The following is an 18,455-nucleotide window of genomic DNA, read 5'->3' on the forward strand; positions in this document are numbered from 1 at the left end:
AAAATCAGGTTTGCCTACAGTCTGAGATAGTTAGTTCCTTCTTGAGAACCAACATTTTTTACTTCTTAAACCTATCTTTCACAAGCTATTAAATCTTTATCTCGATCCATTTTTTTATTAGCGTCATATAGAGCTTTTGATGCATACGGTTTATATTTAGTCTTACCGCCTTTATTTTTAACGGATGAACTACGGGCAACTCCACCCTTGTATGTTTTGTTCAATTCAGTACAGTTCTTAAATGTTTTCACAGCTGCACTAGCATCATCAGTTGAAATAACTGAATAACTTTGAATAAGTCCAATTGTAAGAATACCAATAACAAGTTTTTTCATCTGTAATAACTCCAATCTTTTTTTTTGTAACAAATGCTACCTAATTTAAAACATTTTTTAGTAAATAATTACGATTAATAGATTTCAATACTATCTCTTAATCTATTTATAAGTTTAGCATAGAAAATCTTGTTATTTTAGTTAAAATGTACTGGATTTATTTAGGGAGTATTTACTAACTTTAATAAACCTACTCGAAAATTGAGTAGGTCTTTCGCACATTCGCATTTAAAAAAAATGGTAAAACTTTCATATTTTCGTAATATTTTAGTAAAAAATATAGATTAAATTCTGTTAATATTATTTTAAAGAGATTCTAATTGAGAAATTTTTTTATAGATTAATTGAAAGTTAGCCTGAAGTGGTCATTAGCTCTATATAAAATCTCACTTGGAAGGTTAATGCGGATTCTCCTAGCTATACCTCATGTGAAAAGCTTGTTATCGAGGTGGAAAATGAAAAAGTTGTTAATATTTATATCTCTAAGTAGTATCTTGATTTTGTTAGGATGTAATAGTGAAAAAAATCTGAAAAGCACATCCTTAGATTTAATTTCAATAAATAATATATATGATAATATCAACGATGTAGATCTAAGTGGGTATGTTAAAAGTAATCGATTTTCAGAAGAGAATGCAAAATACCGCTTTGAAAATTTAGTAATTGATATAAATAAAAAAAGCAAGTAAATTATTTATTTGGCTTTTATAGTGAAAACAAGGTAATGATAAATGGTAGATCTAATTTAAAATATATCAGTGATATCACTGACTTACTTAAGAATAATTACAATGAAGCTTGGGAAGATAGAGGACAAGAACTTAAGTATCATAGTTACTATGATAAAAATCAGAAAATAATCTTCAAAGTAGTATATAGTATTGTATCAAAAGAAATAGTTTGGGTTGAAATTAAGTCAGCTTATTAAGTTAAGTGATGAAAAAAGGGAATAACCATTGATGGTTATTCTCTTTTAATTGCTCATTTTAACTTAGAACTGGGACTCCGCCTTTTTTGGGATCTGGAGTTTGTTTTAGCTCTAATATCTGTATATTTGACCTTAACATTTCTCCTTTCGGGTTGTTGATGGTCTGTCGGTATAAAAGAAAAAATGTGTATAGACTTGGCTGTACACATTTCTTAATTAGTATATTATTTCGTTCTTTTCATAGAACGTTTTCGAATTAATATGGTCATTATTGCAAATTAAAAAATACTTGACCTCCAATGAACTCTTCATATCGTAATTGCGCTTTTTCGCCAGTTTTTACTAAATTAGCAATGTAACCTTCTTTTTCATTCCCTACATACATTTCATAGCTAAAATCAGGTTCTGTTGTGCCATAAACATCACCGCTATAAATATCTCCGCTTTCACTTACTACTTTAAAGTTCATAATTCCATCAATATTAAATGCTAAATCTTCAGTAGCTGATTTTATAAATTTAACTTTTACTTTTGTTAAAATCCATTCATATCCTTTTGGTGCAGGATCATTAAATTCGTTCATACTTTTTAATTTAGCGAATGCAGCATTTCCACGAATTACTTCTTCTACTGTTAAGTCAAACTTTATTGGAAATGAATCTCCATTGTCATTATATAACTCGTCATCTACTGTAGCAGTTTTCTTAAAAGGAACTGGATTCGTTCTTGAACCTAATTTAGATTGTTTTGGTTTTACTTCTTTTTTAGTTGTTTTCACTTCTTCTTTTTTGGATGAGTCTTCTTTAACTGTAACGTCTTTTGTCCCCTGACTACATGCTGATAATAATGACATTGTTAATACAGTTGTTCCTAATAAACTTACTAGCTTTGGATATTTTCTGTTCATATTTTTAACCTCGCTTTTAAATTTTTTTGTTAGCGTAAATAATTTTCGAGTTATTTATCCTTAAGTGCATCTGGGTAAACGATTTTATCAAACTCTTTTTGAGTAGCTTGATCCTTTATTAAGATGGTGACTTTATAATCATTTGGATCTACTCCGTTATAAAGTTGATACATCATTCCTGACATTCCAAATGTTAATGCTGCGAGACCATCCATGCTATTTTCATATGCTGATTTGTCTACAATTAAAGTGAACTCTGAAAAATCATTGTTGTAAGTGACATCCTTCAGTGAAGCAAAATCTTTACTTTCGTTTGTTTCATTGACTGTTTTAATGATTTGCTCTTTCATACCCTTCATTATTTTTTTATGTTGAGATTTTGACATTTTGTAGGTTAGAGAGCCATCGCTATTCTTTGTTACTTTAATTCCTTCTTTTTCAGCATCGGCAATTACTTTATTGATGTCATCACCCTCGAACATTGAAGCTGGTAGAGTAAGTTTTACGTTGAATAGGCCTTTGTCGACGGCTACTTTTTCTTCTTTTGGTTTTGGATCTTTTGTTGTTTGTTTTGCTTGGTTGTTTGCTGAACAGCCTGCTTGTAGAGTAATTAGAAGTGCTAATAATAGGAAAGTGAATTTTTTCATTGGAATTCCTCCTTCAGTTTTTTAAAATTAGGGTTTGATTAAATCTGGATTAATCTTAACTGATGGGATGGTCAGAAAATTGAGTGGGTGAATGAAAGTATTGGTTCTATTTGAGGAATTGATTTTTTTAGTAAAAAACATAAAAAACCTGCTCAAAAAATTGAACAGGTTTCAGTTTATCTTAAATATTGATGCATTTTTTATTTTCAAGCTAACTAACGGTAACTTTCCGAGTAACATTTGTTTTATTACCAGATTTATCAGTTACTGAATAAGTTAATGTGTATGTCCCTTTTTTCTTTGTATTTACAGTACCAGTTATTTTGATAGAACTAGTCAAATTCCCATCTACATTATCTTTAGCCGTAACACCTGTTCTTGGATTGAAAGTTGTATTGACCCGAATTGATTTGCTTGTCGCACCACTAATTACAGGTTTAATATTATCGATAACAGAAATTTTCCTTGTTAATATTGTTGTGTTTCCTGACGTATCTGAAACAGAGTATGTTAATGTATATGTTCCTTTTGCTCTTGTATTTACATCACCAGATACTTTAATAGAACTTGTTAAATTTCCGTCTACATTATCTGTCGCAGTCACTCCAGTTTTAGCATTAAAACTTGTACCAATATTAATTGATTTACTTGTTGCACCTATAATACTAGGTTTCACATTATCTACAACTGTTATTATTCTAGTTACAATTGTTTCATTGCCCGAATCATCGGCTACGACGTAAGCCAATGCGTAATTACCTTTTACCTTTGTATTCAGATCACCTACTATTTTAATTTTGTTTGTTAAATCTCCATCTACATTATCCATTGCAGAAACTCCAGTTTTAGTATCAAAACTAGTACCAATATTTATGGTTTTATTCGCTGTGCCTAAAATGATAGGTTTCACATTATCTACAACCGTTATATTTCTTGTCACATTTATTTGATTTCCGGAATGGTCCGATACTGAGTATGTTAAGGTGTAGATACCCTTTATTTTCGTATTAACAATACCGTTCACCTTAATTTCATTGGTTAAATCATTATCAACATTATCGTAAGCAAATATTCCATCTTTCGCATCAAAAGTACTATCAATATTGATTGATTTATTTGTAATTCCTAGAAATATTGGTTTCACACGATCAATCGTAGGTTTAATATTATCCTCTACCGTAATATTTCTTGTGAAAGTAGACTCATTCCCCGAATGATCTGAAACTGAATAAATTAAAGTATATACACCTTCTTTTTTCGAATCTACAGTACCAGTCACTTTAATTGAATCAGTTAAATCGTTATCCACATCATCGTATGCAAAAACACTATCTTTAGCATCGAAAGAGGACCCTAAGTCAATAGTTTTATTTGTTATACCTAAAATAATAGGTTTCACATTATCTATAACAGTTAATTTTCTTGTTTGTGTTGTTTGATTACCAGATTTATCAGTTACGGTATATGTTAAGTTAGAAATACTAGGTTTAGAATTATCGATTGTTCCAACTACTCGTATCAAATTAGTTAGATCTCCATCTAGATTGTCAATTGAAGTAACACCTTTTAATGTATCGAAAATGTCACCTACATTAATAGTTATATCAGTTATACCGTTTAAGATTGGTTTAGTAACATCTTTTACGACTACCTCTCTAGCTTCACTAACATTATTCGCTTCATCTGTTGAGGTAATCTTTAATTTAGTCCCAGCTTTTTGTAGATTAATTGCTACTGAATATTCACCATTTTCTTTTGTCAAACTTGTGCCTAAAACATATTCGCCTGAAATTACCTTAACAATAGATCCTGGTTCCGCTGTTCCTATTACATCCGTTGTATTATCTGTTATTTCATTCACAGAAGGGAAAATAGGTGCAGTAATATCCTTGACAGTCAATTCAAATCCTCCGCTAACATTCCCAGCCTTATCAGTTGAAGTTACTGTTATCTTTGTTCCTGCTTTAAGGGGTGTAATAGGGATTTCAAAAGAACCATTAGTCTTTGCAATAGTGGAACCTATAACCGATATCCCTGACTTCGCGGTAACAGTCGAATCCGATTCTGCTATCCCTGTTATGTTTATAGATTGATCTGTCACACCATTTACATTAGGCATATCAGGTGCGATGTCATCCTTTGTACCATATGAATAGAGATAACCATCTGTTGCGAAAGCATAAATTGTCTCTTTACTCATTGCTAATGGTGCCTCAAATCCTACATTTGGAACTGAAATAGACCAAAGCAATTCCCCTTTATTATTAAATGCTTCAATTTTATCTGCCCAGCTGTTTGCTAAATAGTACGGGTATTCTGTATTGACATAAATGGTTCCATCAGCCCCGAGAATAGGAGATGTTTTCATTTTAACTGTTATACTCCACTTTTTAGTACCTTCAGATGAAAAGGCTGCTAAATTTTTATTATCTCCAACATAAATAGTCCCATCACTTGAGATTACTGGGGCAAATGGGCTTTTTACTTCACTACCAATTGAAGCCATCCATTTATAGGTTCCATTTGGGTTGAAGGCAAAAATGTTTCCATAATGAGTAACCACATAAATAGTCCCGTCCTCCCCAATTGTAGGCGAAGAGAGTAATACATAATTTAAACTATAATTCCATTTTAAATCCCCATTAGGATTTAAAGCATACAAATTGCCTCCACAACCAAAGTAAATGGTTCCATCTTTGCCAATTACAGGGGATGATGAATCACTTGGAAACAAATGTGTAGAAAAAACCCATTTATAGGTTCCATCTGGATTTATTGCATAAAACTTTCCAGTTTTATCTAATATATATATTGTTCCATCACTACTTATTGACGGTGTAGTTGCAATTTCTCCATCTGTCAAAAAAAAGAATTTTTTTGTTCCATCTGGATTTATTGCATAAACACCATTCTTTTGTTCACTATTTGTTGCAGAGCTACCAAGGTAAATTGTCCCATCTGAACCAATTACAGGAGCTGAGTTATTATCTGATCCTACAGAAATAGACCACTCGTCATTCCCATTTTTGCTTATCGCTTTCAAAAAACCTCCGCTTTGCCCCACCCCTTGACTTCTCACATAAATTGTACCATTCGAACCAATTACAGGAGAAGATATTCCTTTACCACTATATGATGAATTCCCAACATTTGCACTCCATTTAAGTATTGGTTTATCCGATAATATTAAGCTCGATTGTCTTGTCCAATTTGTTGAAGTAGGTTGAATTGCGTTCAAGTCATATTTCCCTGTTTGATAACCTTTCCCTTGAATGAATGGTTCAGGATCAATTGTTGTACCTACTTCTTGTAAGATTGCTTGATTAATAGATTGCGTACTTTGAGCAAATGAACATGGTGTTAAAAAAGTATTTGCAAGTAGAAACGGTAATATTAAGACACTTCTTTTAATTGATTTCTTAATTTGAAACCTGTATTTCAATGGATAGCCCCCTCTTTATTTTTTAATTATATTTTAACATCCAAGTATTTCATTTGTATTTAGTGTTTATAGTGGAAATATAAGGTACAAAATAATTCTTGCAGGATTTATATAGTTTAGTTAGATAAATTAAAAAAATATAAAGGGCAATCATTCCATAAATGATTGCCCTTTATATTTTTCTAGTTAGATTAATCAGTTATTCTCAACAACATGTTTCAATAAAATTCTTTCTTTAAACCCACCACGATCTTCCTTCTTTTGAAGTCGAACTTTTTCAATTTCCTCAATAGTAATACCTTTCGTTTCAGCTAAAGCATAAAGTACTTCCAAAATATCAGCGATTTCCCCAACAGTTTCTTCAGTTGATGCACTATAAAACTCTTCAAGTTCTTCATTTAACTTCTCATTTAATTTTTCTATGTATTCTTTTTCACCTAGGACTTCCGTCTCATATGTACTTCCTGATTTGGTAATAACTGCTGGAATTTTATCTCTTACTAATTTGTTATAATATTTTATAGTCATAAAGTACTCTCCTTTTCCAACTAATTAGTATTATTTATTTAATTGTAGATTATACTACTTCATCTCGTAAAGGAGTTTATTTTTTGAATTTTAATTAAAAAGTTAATAGAAATAATTTTTGCAATATTAAAATTTACTAACAATAAGAATCTTACAATTTCTTGAGAGGAAGTTTGAATTTGGTTCAATTTTTAAAAGATGATATTACTGAAGAAAGTCAATTTAGAGCAGTTTTTTTATTTGGGAGAAATGTTGCAACATATAAATTCGCTTTAGCTAAATCATTATTACAACTTAGCAAAAAAGAAAAAGCTTTTATATCGTTAGAGGATCTTTCACCAATTTATGTGAAGCATATGTTAGAACATGTTCGAAGTGGAAAAAGGCAAATAACAAGCTCAAGCTCAAAATTTATACAAGCATGTCAGCTTTATGAATCAGATCAAATTACATGGGAACAGTTGCTAATTGTAACAGAAAAATTAGGCTTCAACAATGTCCTAGATGCATTCCATAACATTCCAACCGGAAATCTTGAAACATCTTTCTTCGAGAAAGTTGTGCAAGGTAATAAACTGGGTATAGTCCTTACAGATGATCTCTTTAAATTGGGTGAAAGTATGGAACACGATAATATGTATGAAGAGATTGAAGGAAGATGGAATTTGGTTGAGACTTCATGGAATGAAAGAAATACTTTTTTAGAAGTAAAATTTGATCTTGATAATGAAGAATTTTTCAATATTCGCCCTGTTACCGCACAAGGATATATGAATTCTCACAATAGAATTTCACTAACTCCTGTGAGAAAGTCTCTAAATGGATATCAAAAAGGAAAATGCTTTTACTGTTTTAAATCCATCTCTATTGATAGTAATAAAACAAATACTTGTGATATAGACCATTTTATTCCGTTAAGTATTCAATATAATTCAAATTCAGATCTTGATCTAAATGGTGTATGGAACTTAGTCTTAGCTTGTCAAGATTGTAATAGGGGCGAAGTGAATGGCAAATTTGCACGACTTCCTAATAAAGACTTTTTATTAAGATTGCATAAAAGAAATGAATACTTGATCGATAGTAGTCATCCTTTAAAGGAAACTTTGATAATGAGAACAGGTTCTACTTCATCTTCTAGGTGGAAATTTTTAGATACTATGTTTAGTTATGCTTTTGAAATTAAAGTGCCGGATTGGGCACCTAGAGAAATTTATGGTGCAACTTTTTGAAATTTTATAACTTAATTTCATCTTTATCCAATAATAATTGTTTTAAGAAAAAAGAAGAAAGATTAAATAAAAAAAGGTGGATTTAATGATCCACCTTTTTGATTATATTTAGTTAAAGAATCGTATTAAATTAGCACCATAAAATCCATCTCTCTGTTACGTAATATTTTTCTTAATTTTAATAAAGCTTTAGCTTCAATTTGTCTAATCCTTTCTCTTGTTACTTTATAAATTTCTCCTATTTCCTCTAGTGTTTTTTTTTCGCCATACCAACCAAATCTATGCTTTAATACTTCCCGTTCCTTTACTTTAAGTTGTTCCATGCATTCATCGAGTACAATTCTTAAATTCTTTTTTATAACCATTTCTTCCGGATTTAAATACATTTCATTTTCAAATTTAGTATCATTCATAGAATCATATTCAATAAAATTTATTAGTGTAGAGTCTTCATCGTCTTCAGAAACTATACTATCCAAGGACACAAGGTGAAGATACATATAATCGACTTTTTTAATTTCATTGTATTTCTCTAATGTCATATTTAACTGATTTGATACCCAATTAGAATCAATTTTATTAAAATTAAACATTGATTCACTTTCTACTTTTAATACCTTTTTTACAGATTCATACATATGAACTGGTACACGAATCGTATATCCTTTATCAACTATTGCTCGTGTAATAGCTTGACGAATCCACCAAGTTGCATAAGTAGAAAATTGATAGCCAAGCGAAATATCAAATTTATCAATCGCCTTCATCAATCCCATAGAACCTTCATTTACCAAGTCGTCAAAGTCTAAACTTTTCCCAGAATTCTTTAAATATCTTCCTGCAATTTTTTCAACTAATCCTCTATTATTGGAGATTAATTCATTTAGTATATCTACATTTTTTTCTTTTTGATATTGTTTAATGATCCAATCATTGTCTGTAAAATTACTTAATTCTATAGCCTTTTTATTTATTCGATCCTTATTTTTATTAATAAATACATTTGGATCAAAATCCTCATCTTCATCATCATCTTTATCTTCATCTAAAAAACTATCAATCGTAGTTTGTAGTGCTGTAAAATGAGGAGAACTTTCTTTAATCCGTTTATTTTCATTTTCAAGCTTTAAGTTAAGTTGTATATTATAACCTTTCTCTTTAAAATAGTCCTCAATTAATTTTATTGGAACTTCATAGTTGAAACGATTTATGAGCTCAGCTTTTACACTATCCAAGCAAATAGTTTCATCCTTTTTAAAATTTGAAAGATATTCTATTAACTCATCCTTAGTAAAGCGCTTACTCATAACTTCACTTCCCATTGATCATAATGTAATTATATTTTAATATTAAATTAACAGTTTGGAAACAAAAAGGAGGTATTTGTTAGAATGTTCCAAAACATTTCAGAAAGATTAACATCTATAACTGAGATCCTAGTTGAAACAAATAAGACCCTAATTGTATTAAAAGGTTTTTCTACAGACTCACTAAAAAATATTGAACTACCAAAGCTTTTTGATGAAGATTTAGATCTAAATCTTATATATTTGGATAAAAACAAACAAAATTTAATGATAGCAGCAGTTCAAAAACTGAGTAATCCAAATAGAATTTTTTGGTGCACTTATGAAGAGTTTCTTACGGTTTCAAGAGCAGCAATTGAGAACTTCTATAATATCAAGATATTTTATAATAACCTTTACTTTAATCATTTTCCCTTATGTTATAAAATAGAAAACCTTCCAGAGATATATGACAGATATTTTGAAAATTTAGAAGATAATTATACTATTCCAGAGGAAGTTGAAATCATTTCAAAATACTATGGAGATATAATTAAATTAAAGAATGGTAGTTATTATATTTCTTTTTCTGGAAAAGAAGATGATGAAATTAGATTTTATGAAAATAAAAGCCTATTATCTGACTTTGCAGTTACTACTAGTAATGAATCTTTTGTTGAATTATCTGAAGATGAAGAAGAATTTTTATTAATAATTGAAAATTTAAAGAACGAAATAAAAATTAATAAAGAACTACTAATTTCTTGGAAAGGTGACTTACGACAATATTCACATAACTATTTAGAAAGACTCTTTGTACTTGAAACATTGATACCTACATTAAAGATTAGAAGGGTAAATCAAATTATTGAAAGTTCATATATTAAAAATGAAGTTGAATATAAGGAAATTCTTAAGAAATATTGGAGTTATCCAAGTTTTAGAGCATTAAAAATGTATAAAAATGTTGATGATTTTGATAATCCTAAAGAAATTAACTTGATTCCACAATCACAAATTATTAATGACCTTGTAGAGCAAGCCGAATTTGCTACATCAGGAAAAGAATTTAGAGATATATTTGTTACTTCCTCAACTGGTGCCGGTAAATCAATTATGTTCCAAGTTCCAGCTGTTTTTCTAGCAGAAAAAAAGAATCTGCTTACAATAGTTATTTCTCCATTAATAGGTCTTATGAAAGACCAAGTGTATAGCCTTCAAGATAAAAATATAAACTTTTCTGCGACTATTAATTCAGAAGTTTCACCCGTTGAAAAAATAAATATAGTAAACAGAATTCAAAATGGAGAGATTTCCATTCTTTATATTTCTCCAGAAACTTTATTAAGTAGATCAGATATAAAAATGCTTATTGGGGAAAGAAAAGTTGGATTGTTTGTAATAGATGAAGCTCATATAGTTACTACATGGGGTAAAGCGTTTCGTTCTGATTACTGGTATTTAGGTAATTATTTACAAAAACTTAGAAAAGAAATGAAATTTCCAATCGCTACTTTTACTGCAACAGCTATATATGGTGGAATCGAAGATATGTATACGGAAACACGCGATAGTTTATATTTAGTAAATCCAATAAACTATTTTGGATATGTTAAGAGAGACGATTTAAGTGTATCTCTAAAGAAAATAAAATCAGACCATATAAGTAGAGATAGAGAATATCTATCAACTAAATACGAGCTTTTACATGAGAGATTAAAAAGAGCATACAAAAAACAAAAGAAAGTACTTGTTTATTTTCCTTTTGTGAAGTTTATAAGAGAATTTTATAATTACTTAGAAATAAATGCCGACGATTCACTTCTAAATTCTACTTCGCAGTACTACGGAACAATGAAAAAAGATGAGAAAAATGATAGCTTTCATAGATATAAAAATGGAGAATCTCTTATTATGTTAGCTACAAAAGCTTTTGGAATGGGAATTGATATACCAAATATTAATAATGTTATTCACTTTGCACCAACAGGAAATGTATGTGATTATATCCAAGAAATAGGGCGTGCTGCAAGAGATGAAAAAATTCTAGGTAAAGCGTATTTCGATTTTATGACTAAAGATTTTAATCACGTTAAACGTTTACATGGAATAAGTACAATTAAAAAAACACAACTAATCCAAGTAATGGACAAGATCTTGTCCATTTACTCTAAAGAAAAAAATAAGAAGTTTGCACGTAATCTATTAGTAAATTCTGAAGACTTCCGTTATATATTTGATAGAGGTACCAAAACGGACTTTGAAAATGATGAGCTAGATAATAAGTTAAAAACCGCTTTATTAATAATTGAGAAAGATTTTATTAATAAGCTAGGGTACTCCCCAATCGTTGCTAGACCTAGAAGTGTATTCTCAACTGAATATGTTATGGTAAAAAGTGAAATAGAAAATGAATTTGTACAAACCTATTATCGCTATCTAAAAAAAGTGAAATCTATTAAAAATAATTATTACTATGGAGGAATTTATAAATTTGATTTAAAAATGCTTTGGGAGGAAAAATTTAAAGAAATTTCATTCCCCCAATTTAAGTACCACTTTCATATGAAAGAAGATACCTTAAATTTAAAGTACATTGAGTTCATCGAGTCAGTATTTCTATTAGATATTGATATTCAAAATAATAATGAATACACAGTTTTAAATAAAATAACCAGTTTTACAGATAAAATTCAAAAAATTATGAGCAAATTCGTCCGTTCGGAGAAATTTATTACCACTGCTCAATTCGTAAGTGAAATTGAGAAAGCATTTAATAAATCAAAATATCAAGCTGAATCACTAGCTAACCAAATTATCCAAAGTATTATAAGTTACCAAGAGACTTTGAAAAAAACTAGAACACAACGAGTCAATATCATAACTATTCGTGAGCAAGGTCAAGAAATAAAGTTTAAATTATTCCCAAGTGCAAACGACTTTGTACTATTTATTAAGGTACATGCTGAGAAATTATTTAAGTTATCTGATAACAATCAAGCTACGGGGAAATACGAGATATATTTAACGAAATCCAATAAACTTGAAGTAGAAAAAACATTTATAGTACTAGGCTTGTTAGAATTATTAGATATACTTTTATACGAAGTAAAAGGAGGAGACAATCCAGAAATTTTTATTCGTGTCAACTCTAAATTACAAATAGAAAAAGCAATAAAAAGTGCGGAAAAATACAGTAATTTAATACTAAATAATGTTTATAAGCGTCATCAAATCTCAGTTGCTATGCTTACCTACCTATTTGAGAAAGAAGTTGAAACTAGCGAATTTTGGGATTATATTGAAGATTATTTTTTAGGAAAAATACCCAACGAAGTTAACGAAAAAATAGAATTTTAACTTACAAAGAAGCATTAACCTTTATTTCATTCACATTTTTTAAATTTTCTATTAAATTTACTAATAAAGTATATCTACTATGGATTGTAAATTCAGACATAAAAACACCCCGTAAATGTAAGTCGATTCTAACATTTATGGGGCTGTTTAGTTTTTATACCGATCCATTAGTGTATTGGCAATTTGATTAGTATTCAAAATTGTTGCTTAACTCTTAAAGAATCCGTTTCTCTAGTTATATCTTCTTAAACTGCTATATACAAAAGAAACACTGAAACCATGTTAATATATAATTAAAGTAATGAAATGAAAGCTGAAAGTAAATTCCCCCAAATATCTCTCCATCATTTTACTAGAAATTAAAATAAGTTATTATTTTTGAACAGATTTTCTACCATTTTTTCAAAATGACTTCTTAGTACATTTTCAAACCATTTAGAAGTAATTTTATCTTTTGATTTTTCAGTAGGAATCAAATACTTATTTGAGTCATCAAATAACCATTTATCAATTTCTATCTTTAGATCAATATTTTCCTTTGGACTCTTGTTATTCTTTTTAATAAACTCATATAATTCAGGAAATGTTTTTTTAGTCTTTTCTAAATTATTCTCTTTTGATAATAAAGTTAGATTTGCAACACAACTTATTGGCAGCCCTCCAATTTTTTCAGCACCATCTCTCAACCGTTGAATAGGAAAAATATGATCTATATGATAATCATCATGTGCTGCTCCAAAGGAAATAATCTTATAATATAAATATTTAATAAAAAGTTTAGTTTGTTGATCTATATTTACTCTTTTCTTCTCTTTTCTTGCAAGTTGTTCATTGAACCAAAAGTATAGGATACCTTTCCATTGATCTTTTGTTGGTACTTTTAAATAATGAAGGTCATCTAACTCTCCTTTTCTTACAAAATCTAATACTAATTCACTTACTTGTCTATCACCTGTGCTTCTCCAAGAATCACGCAATATATCGTATAAATACTGAGAAGGAATACTTTTTGATAATTTCTTTTCATAATCTTTCCAATTTGATCTCACTGATAAATCTAAATTAAATTTCAAATGAAATACTGTACTAATTAATGATACGATAAAAAATTCACTATGAAATAGTTTTTCTTTGTTTTTATCTTTTTTATATGGTCTAAATGTTAAAATTGGTTTCAATGCTTCATAAACAAACTTTATTGATTCAAATAAAGAAGTCTCAAACATCTCAATTTCCTTTGTAATTATTTTATCTTCTAATCTACTCATATCTTTAATATCCAGTAAATTACATGCAGTCACCAAATTAAAAACTGAAGAATCGACTTCATCTGCTTTGTCTTCATTATATTCACCAAATAAAATTGGATATTGTTGCTGTAAATACTTACCTAATCCAAACAAGTATTCAAATAGAGTAACATTCACTATGTCTTGTTTTAAAAAATCTTCATCATAATTATCAATAATAAATCCTTCATCTTCCCAAGCTTTATATCTTAATGATATCATTTCTAATATTTCTCTGTTTTCAACTTTAATTGATTTTTCCCATGTTGCCGCAAAAATTTGATACTTATTTAATTTCGTGCCTTTACTATTTACCCTTTCAAAAATTTCAGGCAAATTAGACTCTTCTCCATTATAAATGACAACAGGAATAACAACATTTGAAATGTCTGAGGTCGCTTTTATCTCATCTAGCATTATATTTAATGAGCTTTTTAAATTCTTTCTATTCTCCTGGGAAGACACCTTAGCCTCAAAAATTATTTCTATATTTTCAATTAAAGAATAACTATCATAATCGTCTGCAGCATTAAAACCTTTTCTTTTTTTTAGCCATTCAACAATCTCTTTAATTAATAATTCCTTTTCGATAGAGGGGTAGGTAAATTGAAATAACTCAATATATTCTTCTTTTATATCACTTTGGTCAAAATACTTTAAAGGATTTTCGAAGCAATCTAACATGGTCGACGTTCTTTGCAATCCATCAACTAAAAGCATTACATCATTTTCTTCTTTTTTATAAAAAAGTAATGAACCAAATGGGTATCCTTTTTTTAAAGTATCTATAAATGTAGTCTTTTGATGATCATTCCAAACAAGATTTCTCTGTAATTTTGGAACTCGAATTTTAATCGAACTACTATGCTTATTTTCAATATGTTTAATTCCGTCCACAATTTGTAAAACGGTATAATTTTCTAATTTTGTATATGACTTATTAATAGAATAATTCATTTTTACCCCTTGTTTGTTAACTTATTATTAGCTTACTACCTAACTTTTCTTTAATAATTTTTTCTATATCTTCTTCATCTAAAGCATCTAGAATAGTAACTCCTCCTAAACTATTTAAATATTTCATTAAATCTCGATTGAATTCCATATTGGCATAATCTTTTTTATCCATTTTTGAAAATACAGAAAGTATATTTTTAATTAAATTTGTATTTCTAGAAAAATTTCTTTCCATTAATTGCATATGAACATCTTGTGTACTAAATAATATTCTTGTTAATTCATAAGGATCTTCTCTTAAATTATCTTTAGTAACTTCAGCAGCCCACCATAGTCTTGCAATTCCATTTCTTGCAAACTTTACATTGTCTGTACCACTAAAATAACATCGTTTTTTCAGTGTTTCTATTGTTGTTTTTTCTTGATTTATTCCCCATCTATTTTTCATATATTCGTAGAATGTAATATGGGTTAAATATACCCAAAGCCTCTCATCATTAGCTTGAGATATATTTAGATCTAACGATTGATGTATTAAAATAGAATTTTCAACATCAAAATTTTCACGTGAACTAATTGGTTGTTTTAGTTCAAAGTTAGAACAAGTAATTTTTGATTTTAAACACCAATCTGAACTTTCAAAATACTCATCTAACCATGGACTATCTTTATAATAATATTCTTTATTGTCTTTTAAACCTGTTTTCAATTTATCTAGATAAGCTTCTTTGATGTAATATACTTGCATATTTTCTTCTCGCTTCCTTTTAATCTTGTGAAAAACTATCAAATAAATCTTTTAGTGATCCAGACAGTGGATCTCCAATTAATTTTTGTGCTACCACAATTGAAGAATCAGCAAAATCATTATTACTCTTTAAATAAATATTAAAACTCTTTAACTTTCTTTCAATTATTCTAAACCATTTAAATTCTTCATATTGTTCATAAGAAAAATCTGGTCGCTTAAATTGCTCTAATATAGAAACTAAAGTGGGTAGTATCAACATTGTTGCTAAAGTTTTTGCAAACTCATTATTTTTAGCCAACTGCGCATAATATTCAAAATTTTGCTTTGATAATTTTATAACAATTTTATTGTCCTGTTCGAGATCAACATCAAAAGGGTCAGCCGTTAACTGGTCATTCCTCCAAATAGTGAAGATAGATGGCAAATTCTTTAATTCATCAACATCCTTATCAGCTGTAAAACTCTTTCCTTCCGCAACAGCTAGAACATCACCTTTAAAAATTTCGAATGTTCTTCCACTATAATCTAAATTAAATTTTTTATTAACATAATGACTAATATTATTAATTGCTAAAACAAAAGCACTAATTTCTACTTTACCGTCTAATTTATGAGCATCTATGAAAATACTGTTCTCATCAATATTAAAACGATGCATTTCTCTTGTCCGAGTAGTCGGACATTCAATATGAACTGCAAAAACTGCCAATCCTAAATTTATATAAGATTTCAAATCACTATTTACTAAATTAAATTTAAAGTTAATAATATATTTATCTCTTAAAGCATCTACTTTTAATTTAAATTCGAACTTACTATTTAATATATCATCAGAAAAAGGTGATAAAACTGGATGTGGGTAAAATCTTTCACTTATCTTCATACATAGTCACTCCTAAGGCACATCTAATTGGATCCTCTAACTCAATCTCAATATGCTCTCTTTCTCCACCATCAAAACTGAATGGACCAATACGATTACTACTAACAATGTTAATTTGATTGATATCATTTTTTTTGTTAGCTAATTTTATTTTAGCTTGCTCTTCACCCTGCTCACCAATAATTTTTATTAATAAATGACCTCTTCCGTTTCTTGAGGGAGTAAATGAAATTTGGTATTTTCCAATTTTAGGATTAATGCAAAAAGATCTGACAGCATTTAAAGTTAAAGGTGGTTCTAATGAATCGTCATCTTTATTATTTTTTGTACCTTCATTCTGATCCCTTGTATTTTTTAGGTCATCATTTTCAGGCGAATCATCTTCAGTATTAAAATTATTACGATGCTTAGATGCACTTGAATTCTCTGCTGTTTGACCTTCATTACCAGGAATTTTATCCTCATTGATTTCTTCTGTGGGCATTATAGAAACTGTTATTTCTTGCTTTGCACTTAAATCTATTTTTATTGTTTCTTCGTATACTTCAACTTCCTTAGGTATATCTGGTTTATCTTCAAATCTTTTGTTATCGTTATACTCCATTGAATATGATAGATCATCATCAGGTAAGTATTGACTTATTCCATCAATTTCTAATTTTTCAACAGATCCAATTGAGTTAATAGATTTAACTTGTTCACTTATCCAATTATTTAGTGACTTTATTACTTTTTTTGCATAAGCTGGATTTTCTTCATATCTTTCAGGTTCCCACTTATCATGACTAGGCGGTTCGATTAATCTTAAAAATTCATTAATTTTAACTCCCTTAGCTACCGTAACTCCTATAAATCTAGTTAAACCTTGAAAACGACCTTTATCATATATCTTCATACCTGTACCACGAACCATTGCAATTCTTTTTGGGAATTCCTTTCCTTCTAACAAATATAGTTTTAACTCATCAAAACCTTGAATTTGTCCCTCAAAGATTTTTCCGTAAACTAAGGCTTTGTAATAAAAATATGATAAACAATCATTATCCTCTTTTGTATATTTCTCTAAAAGCGAAGGTAAATTAGATTTATCGATCTTAATTTCTCCAACTTTTACAACTAATTGATTTTCAAAGATCGCAATTAAAAAATTTTCGAGCACCGATTTTATTATTTCAGATTCCCAGTTTTCTTCGCCATTGAAACCCATAACAAAAAGATCCGTACCAATTTTCTCTCTTTTATAAATATTCGGTAAATTTACTTCACTATCAAAAATCGGTCTATTTTTTTCTGTCTTCCCAAAATATCCCGTTCCTTGAGTAAGTTCACCATTTTTTTTATGAGTTGCCAAGATTGTTTTACCTTGAAAAGCATAATTCCCATCAATATCCTTTGTACCATAAAACACAGTTCTTAAAGCAGAACATGCAAATGGTGCATTTTTACCAATCCCAAAACTTCCTCCAGCATTTGACTCTTTATTTGATACTCCAATTGCTTTTATTAAACTATTCCAACTACTTCTACCTATAACTTTAGAACCTTTTAAGCCATCTGTATTATAATCACTTATTTTTAGAATCGAGATTGTATTTGCATCCATAATATCTAATGCTTTTTTAAAGAACACTCTAGTTTTATCAATATCACTCCAATGTTCTATACAACTCTTTAATATATCCTTATAAGTATCTAGTCCAGGGAAATCAGTTATTGGTATATCGTGCTTACTATAATGAATTTCTACTGGTTTATCTAATTTTTTTTGTTTTGCATCGCAAGAATTTTGATTAATTTCTCTTGCCAATGCTTCTAATCTTCTACCCTTAAAGGTTTCAATACCTGCATCATTCAGGCCTACCTCGGGTCCATCATTATTAAGTGGAAAATTCCAATCGATCACTTTATTC

13 protein-coding genes are annotated in these 18,455 nt (G+C 29.1%); 3 read left to right on the plus strand and 10 right to left on the minus strand.

Annotated features, from left to right (window positions below):
* Positions 1–71: 71 nt before the first annotated feature.
* Positions 72–335 carry an excalibur calcium-binding domain-containing protein gene (locus tag V5E38_RS14245; RefSeq protein WP_499210491.1) on the minus strand — a complete coding sequence of 88 codons (264 nt, stop codon included), beginning with the start codon at positions 333–335 and terminating at the stop codon, positions 72–74.
* 455 nt (positions 336–790) lie between these two features.
* Between V5E38_RS14245 and V5E38_RS14250 the strand changes: the two genes are divergently transcribed.
* Positions 791–1,024, plus strand: a complete 234-nt coding sequence (locus tag V5E38_RS14250) for a hypothetical protein (RefSeq protein ID WP_499210492.1) — start codon at positions 791–793, stop codon at positions 1,022–1,024.
* A gap of 507 nt (positions 1,025–1,531) precedes the next feature.
* Here V5E38_RS14250 and V5E38_RS14255 read toward each other — a convergent pair.
* The 4 genes from V5E38_RS14255 to V5E38_RS14270 form a co-directional block, all read right to left on the minus strand.
* Entirely contained in the window at positions 1,532–2,170 is a 639-nt protein-coding gene (locus tag V5E38_RS14255) for a hypothetical protein (RefSeq protein WP_499210493.1), read from the minus strand.
* Positions 2,171–2,220: 50 nt separating this feature from the next.
* On the minus strand, positions 2,221–2,817 hold the full coding sequence (locus V5E38_RS14260) for a hypothetical protein (protein ID WP_499210494.1): 597 nt from the start codon (positions 2,815–2,817) through the stop codon (positions 2,221–2,223).
* 211 nt (positions 2,818–3,028) lie between these two features.
* Complete coding sequence (locus V5E38_RS14265; protein WP_499210495.1) at positions 3,029–6,259, minus strand: immunoglobulin-like domain-containing protein; 3,231 nt, start codon at positions 6,257–6,259, stop codon at positions 3,029–3,031.
* A gap of 195 nt (positions 6,260–6,454) precedes the next feature.
* A complete protein-coding gene (locus V5E38_RS14270) occupies positions 6,455–6,787 on the minus strand; it encodes a pyrophosphohydrolase domain-containing protein (protein ID WP_499210496.1) in 333 nt (110 codons plus the stop codon).
* A 179-nt stretch (positions 6,788–6,966) separates the two neighbouring features.
* On the opposite strand from V5E38_RS14270, the gene V5E38_RS14275 reads away from it, so the two are divergent.
* Positions 6,967–8,019 carry an HNH endonuclease family protein gene (locus V5E38_RS14275; RefSeq protein WP_499210497.1) on the plus strand — a complete coding sequence of 351 codons (1,053 nt, stop codon included), beginning with the start codon at positions 6,967–6,969 and terminating at the stop codon, positions 8,017–8,019.
* Between the two features lie 125 nt (positions 8,020–8,144).
* Here V5E38_RS14275 and V5E38_RS14280 read toward each other — a convergent pair whose 3' ends face one another.
* The gene (locus V5E38_RS14280; RefSeq protein WP_499210498.1) at positions 8,145–9,326 is read right to left on the minus strand and encodes a sigma-70 family RNA polymerase sigma factor; all 1,182 of its coding nucleotides are present in this window, start codon (positions 9,324–9,326) and stop codon (positions 8,145–8,147) included.
* Between the two features lie 84 nt (positions 9,327–9,410).
* Here V5E38_RS14280 and V5E38_RS14285 point away from each other — a divergent pair, with 84 nt between their 5' ends.
* On the plus strand, positions 9,411–12,665 hold the full coding sequence (locus tag V5E38_RS14285; protein ID WP_499210499.1) for a RecQ family ATP-dependent DNA helicase: 3,255 nt from the start codon (positions 9,411–9,413) through the stop codon (positions 12,663–12,665).
* A gap of 359 nt (positions 12,666–13,024) precedes the next feature.
* Here the strand turns inward: V5E38_RS14285 and V5E38_RS14290 are convergent, their stop codons facing one another.
* From V5E38_RS14290 to V5E38_RS14305, 4 genes are read right to left on the minus strand one after another with little or no spacing between them, the layout of a single operon-like run.
* A complete protein-coding gene (locus V5E38_RS14290) occupies positions 13,025–14,911 on the minus strand; it encodes a DUF262 domain-containing protein (RefSeq protein ID WP_499210500.1) in 1,887 nt (628 codons plus the stop codon).
* A gap of 16 nt (positions 14,912–14,927) precedes the next feature.
* On the minus strand, positions 14,928–15,659 hold the full coding sequence (locus V5E38_RS14295; RefSeq protein ID WP_499210501.1) for a DUF6339 family protein: 732 nt from the start codon (positions 15,657–15,659) through the stop codon (positions 14,928–14,930).
* A gap of 19 nt (positions 15,660–15,678) precedes the next feature.
* Positions 15,679–16,545, minus strand: a complete 867-nt coding sequence (locus V5E38_RS14300) for a hypothetical protein (protein ID WP_499210502.1) — start codon at positions 16,543–16,545, stop codon at positions 15,679–15,681.
* Positions 16,532–18,448: a hypothetical protein gene (locus V5E38_RS14305; RefSeq protein ID WP_499210503.1), complete on the minus strand. Its 1,917-nt coding sequence runs from the start codon at positions 18,446–18,448 to the stop codon at positions 16,532–16,534. Before V5E38_RS14305 ends, V5E38_RS14300 begins: the two co-directional genes overlap by 14 nt.
* Positions 18,449–18,455 lie beyond the last annotated feature (7 nt).

This window comes from Rossellomorea sp. GAMAL-10_SWC (assembly GCF_049568075.1).
Taxonomy (GTDB): domain Bacteria; phylum Bacillota; class Bacilli; order Bacillales; family Bacillaceae_G; genus Gottfriedia.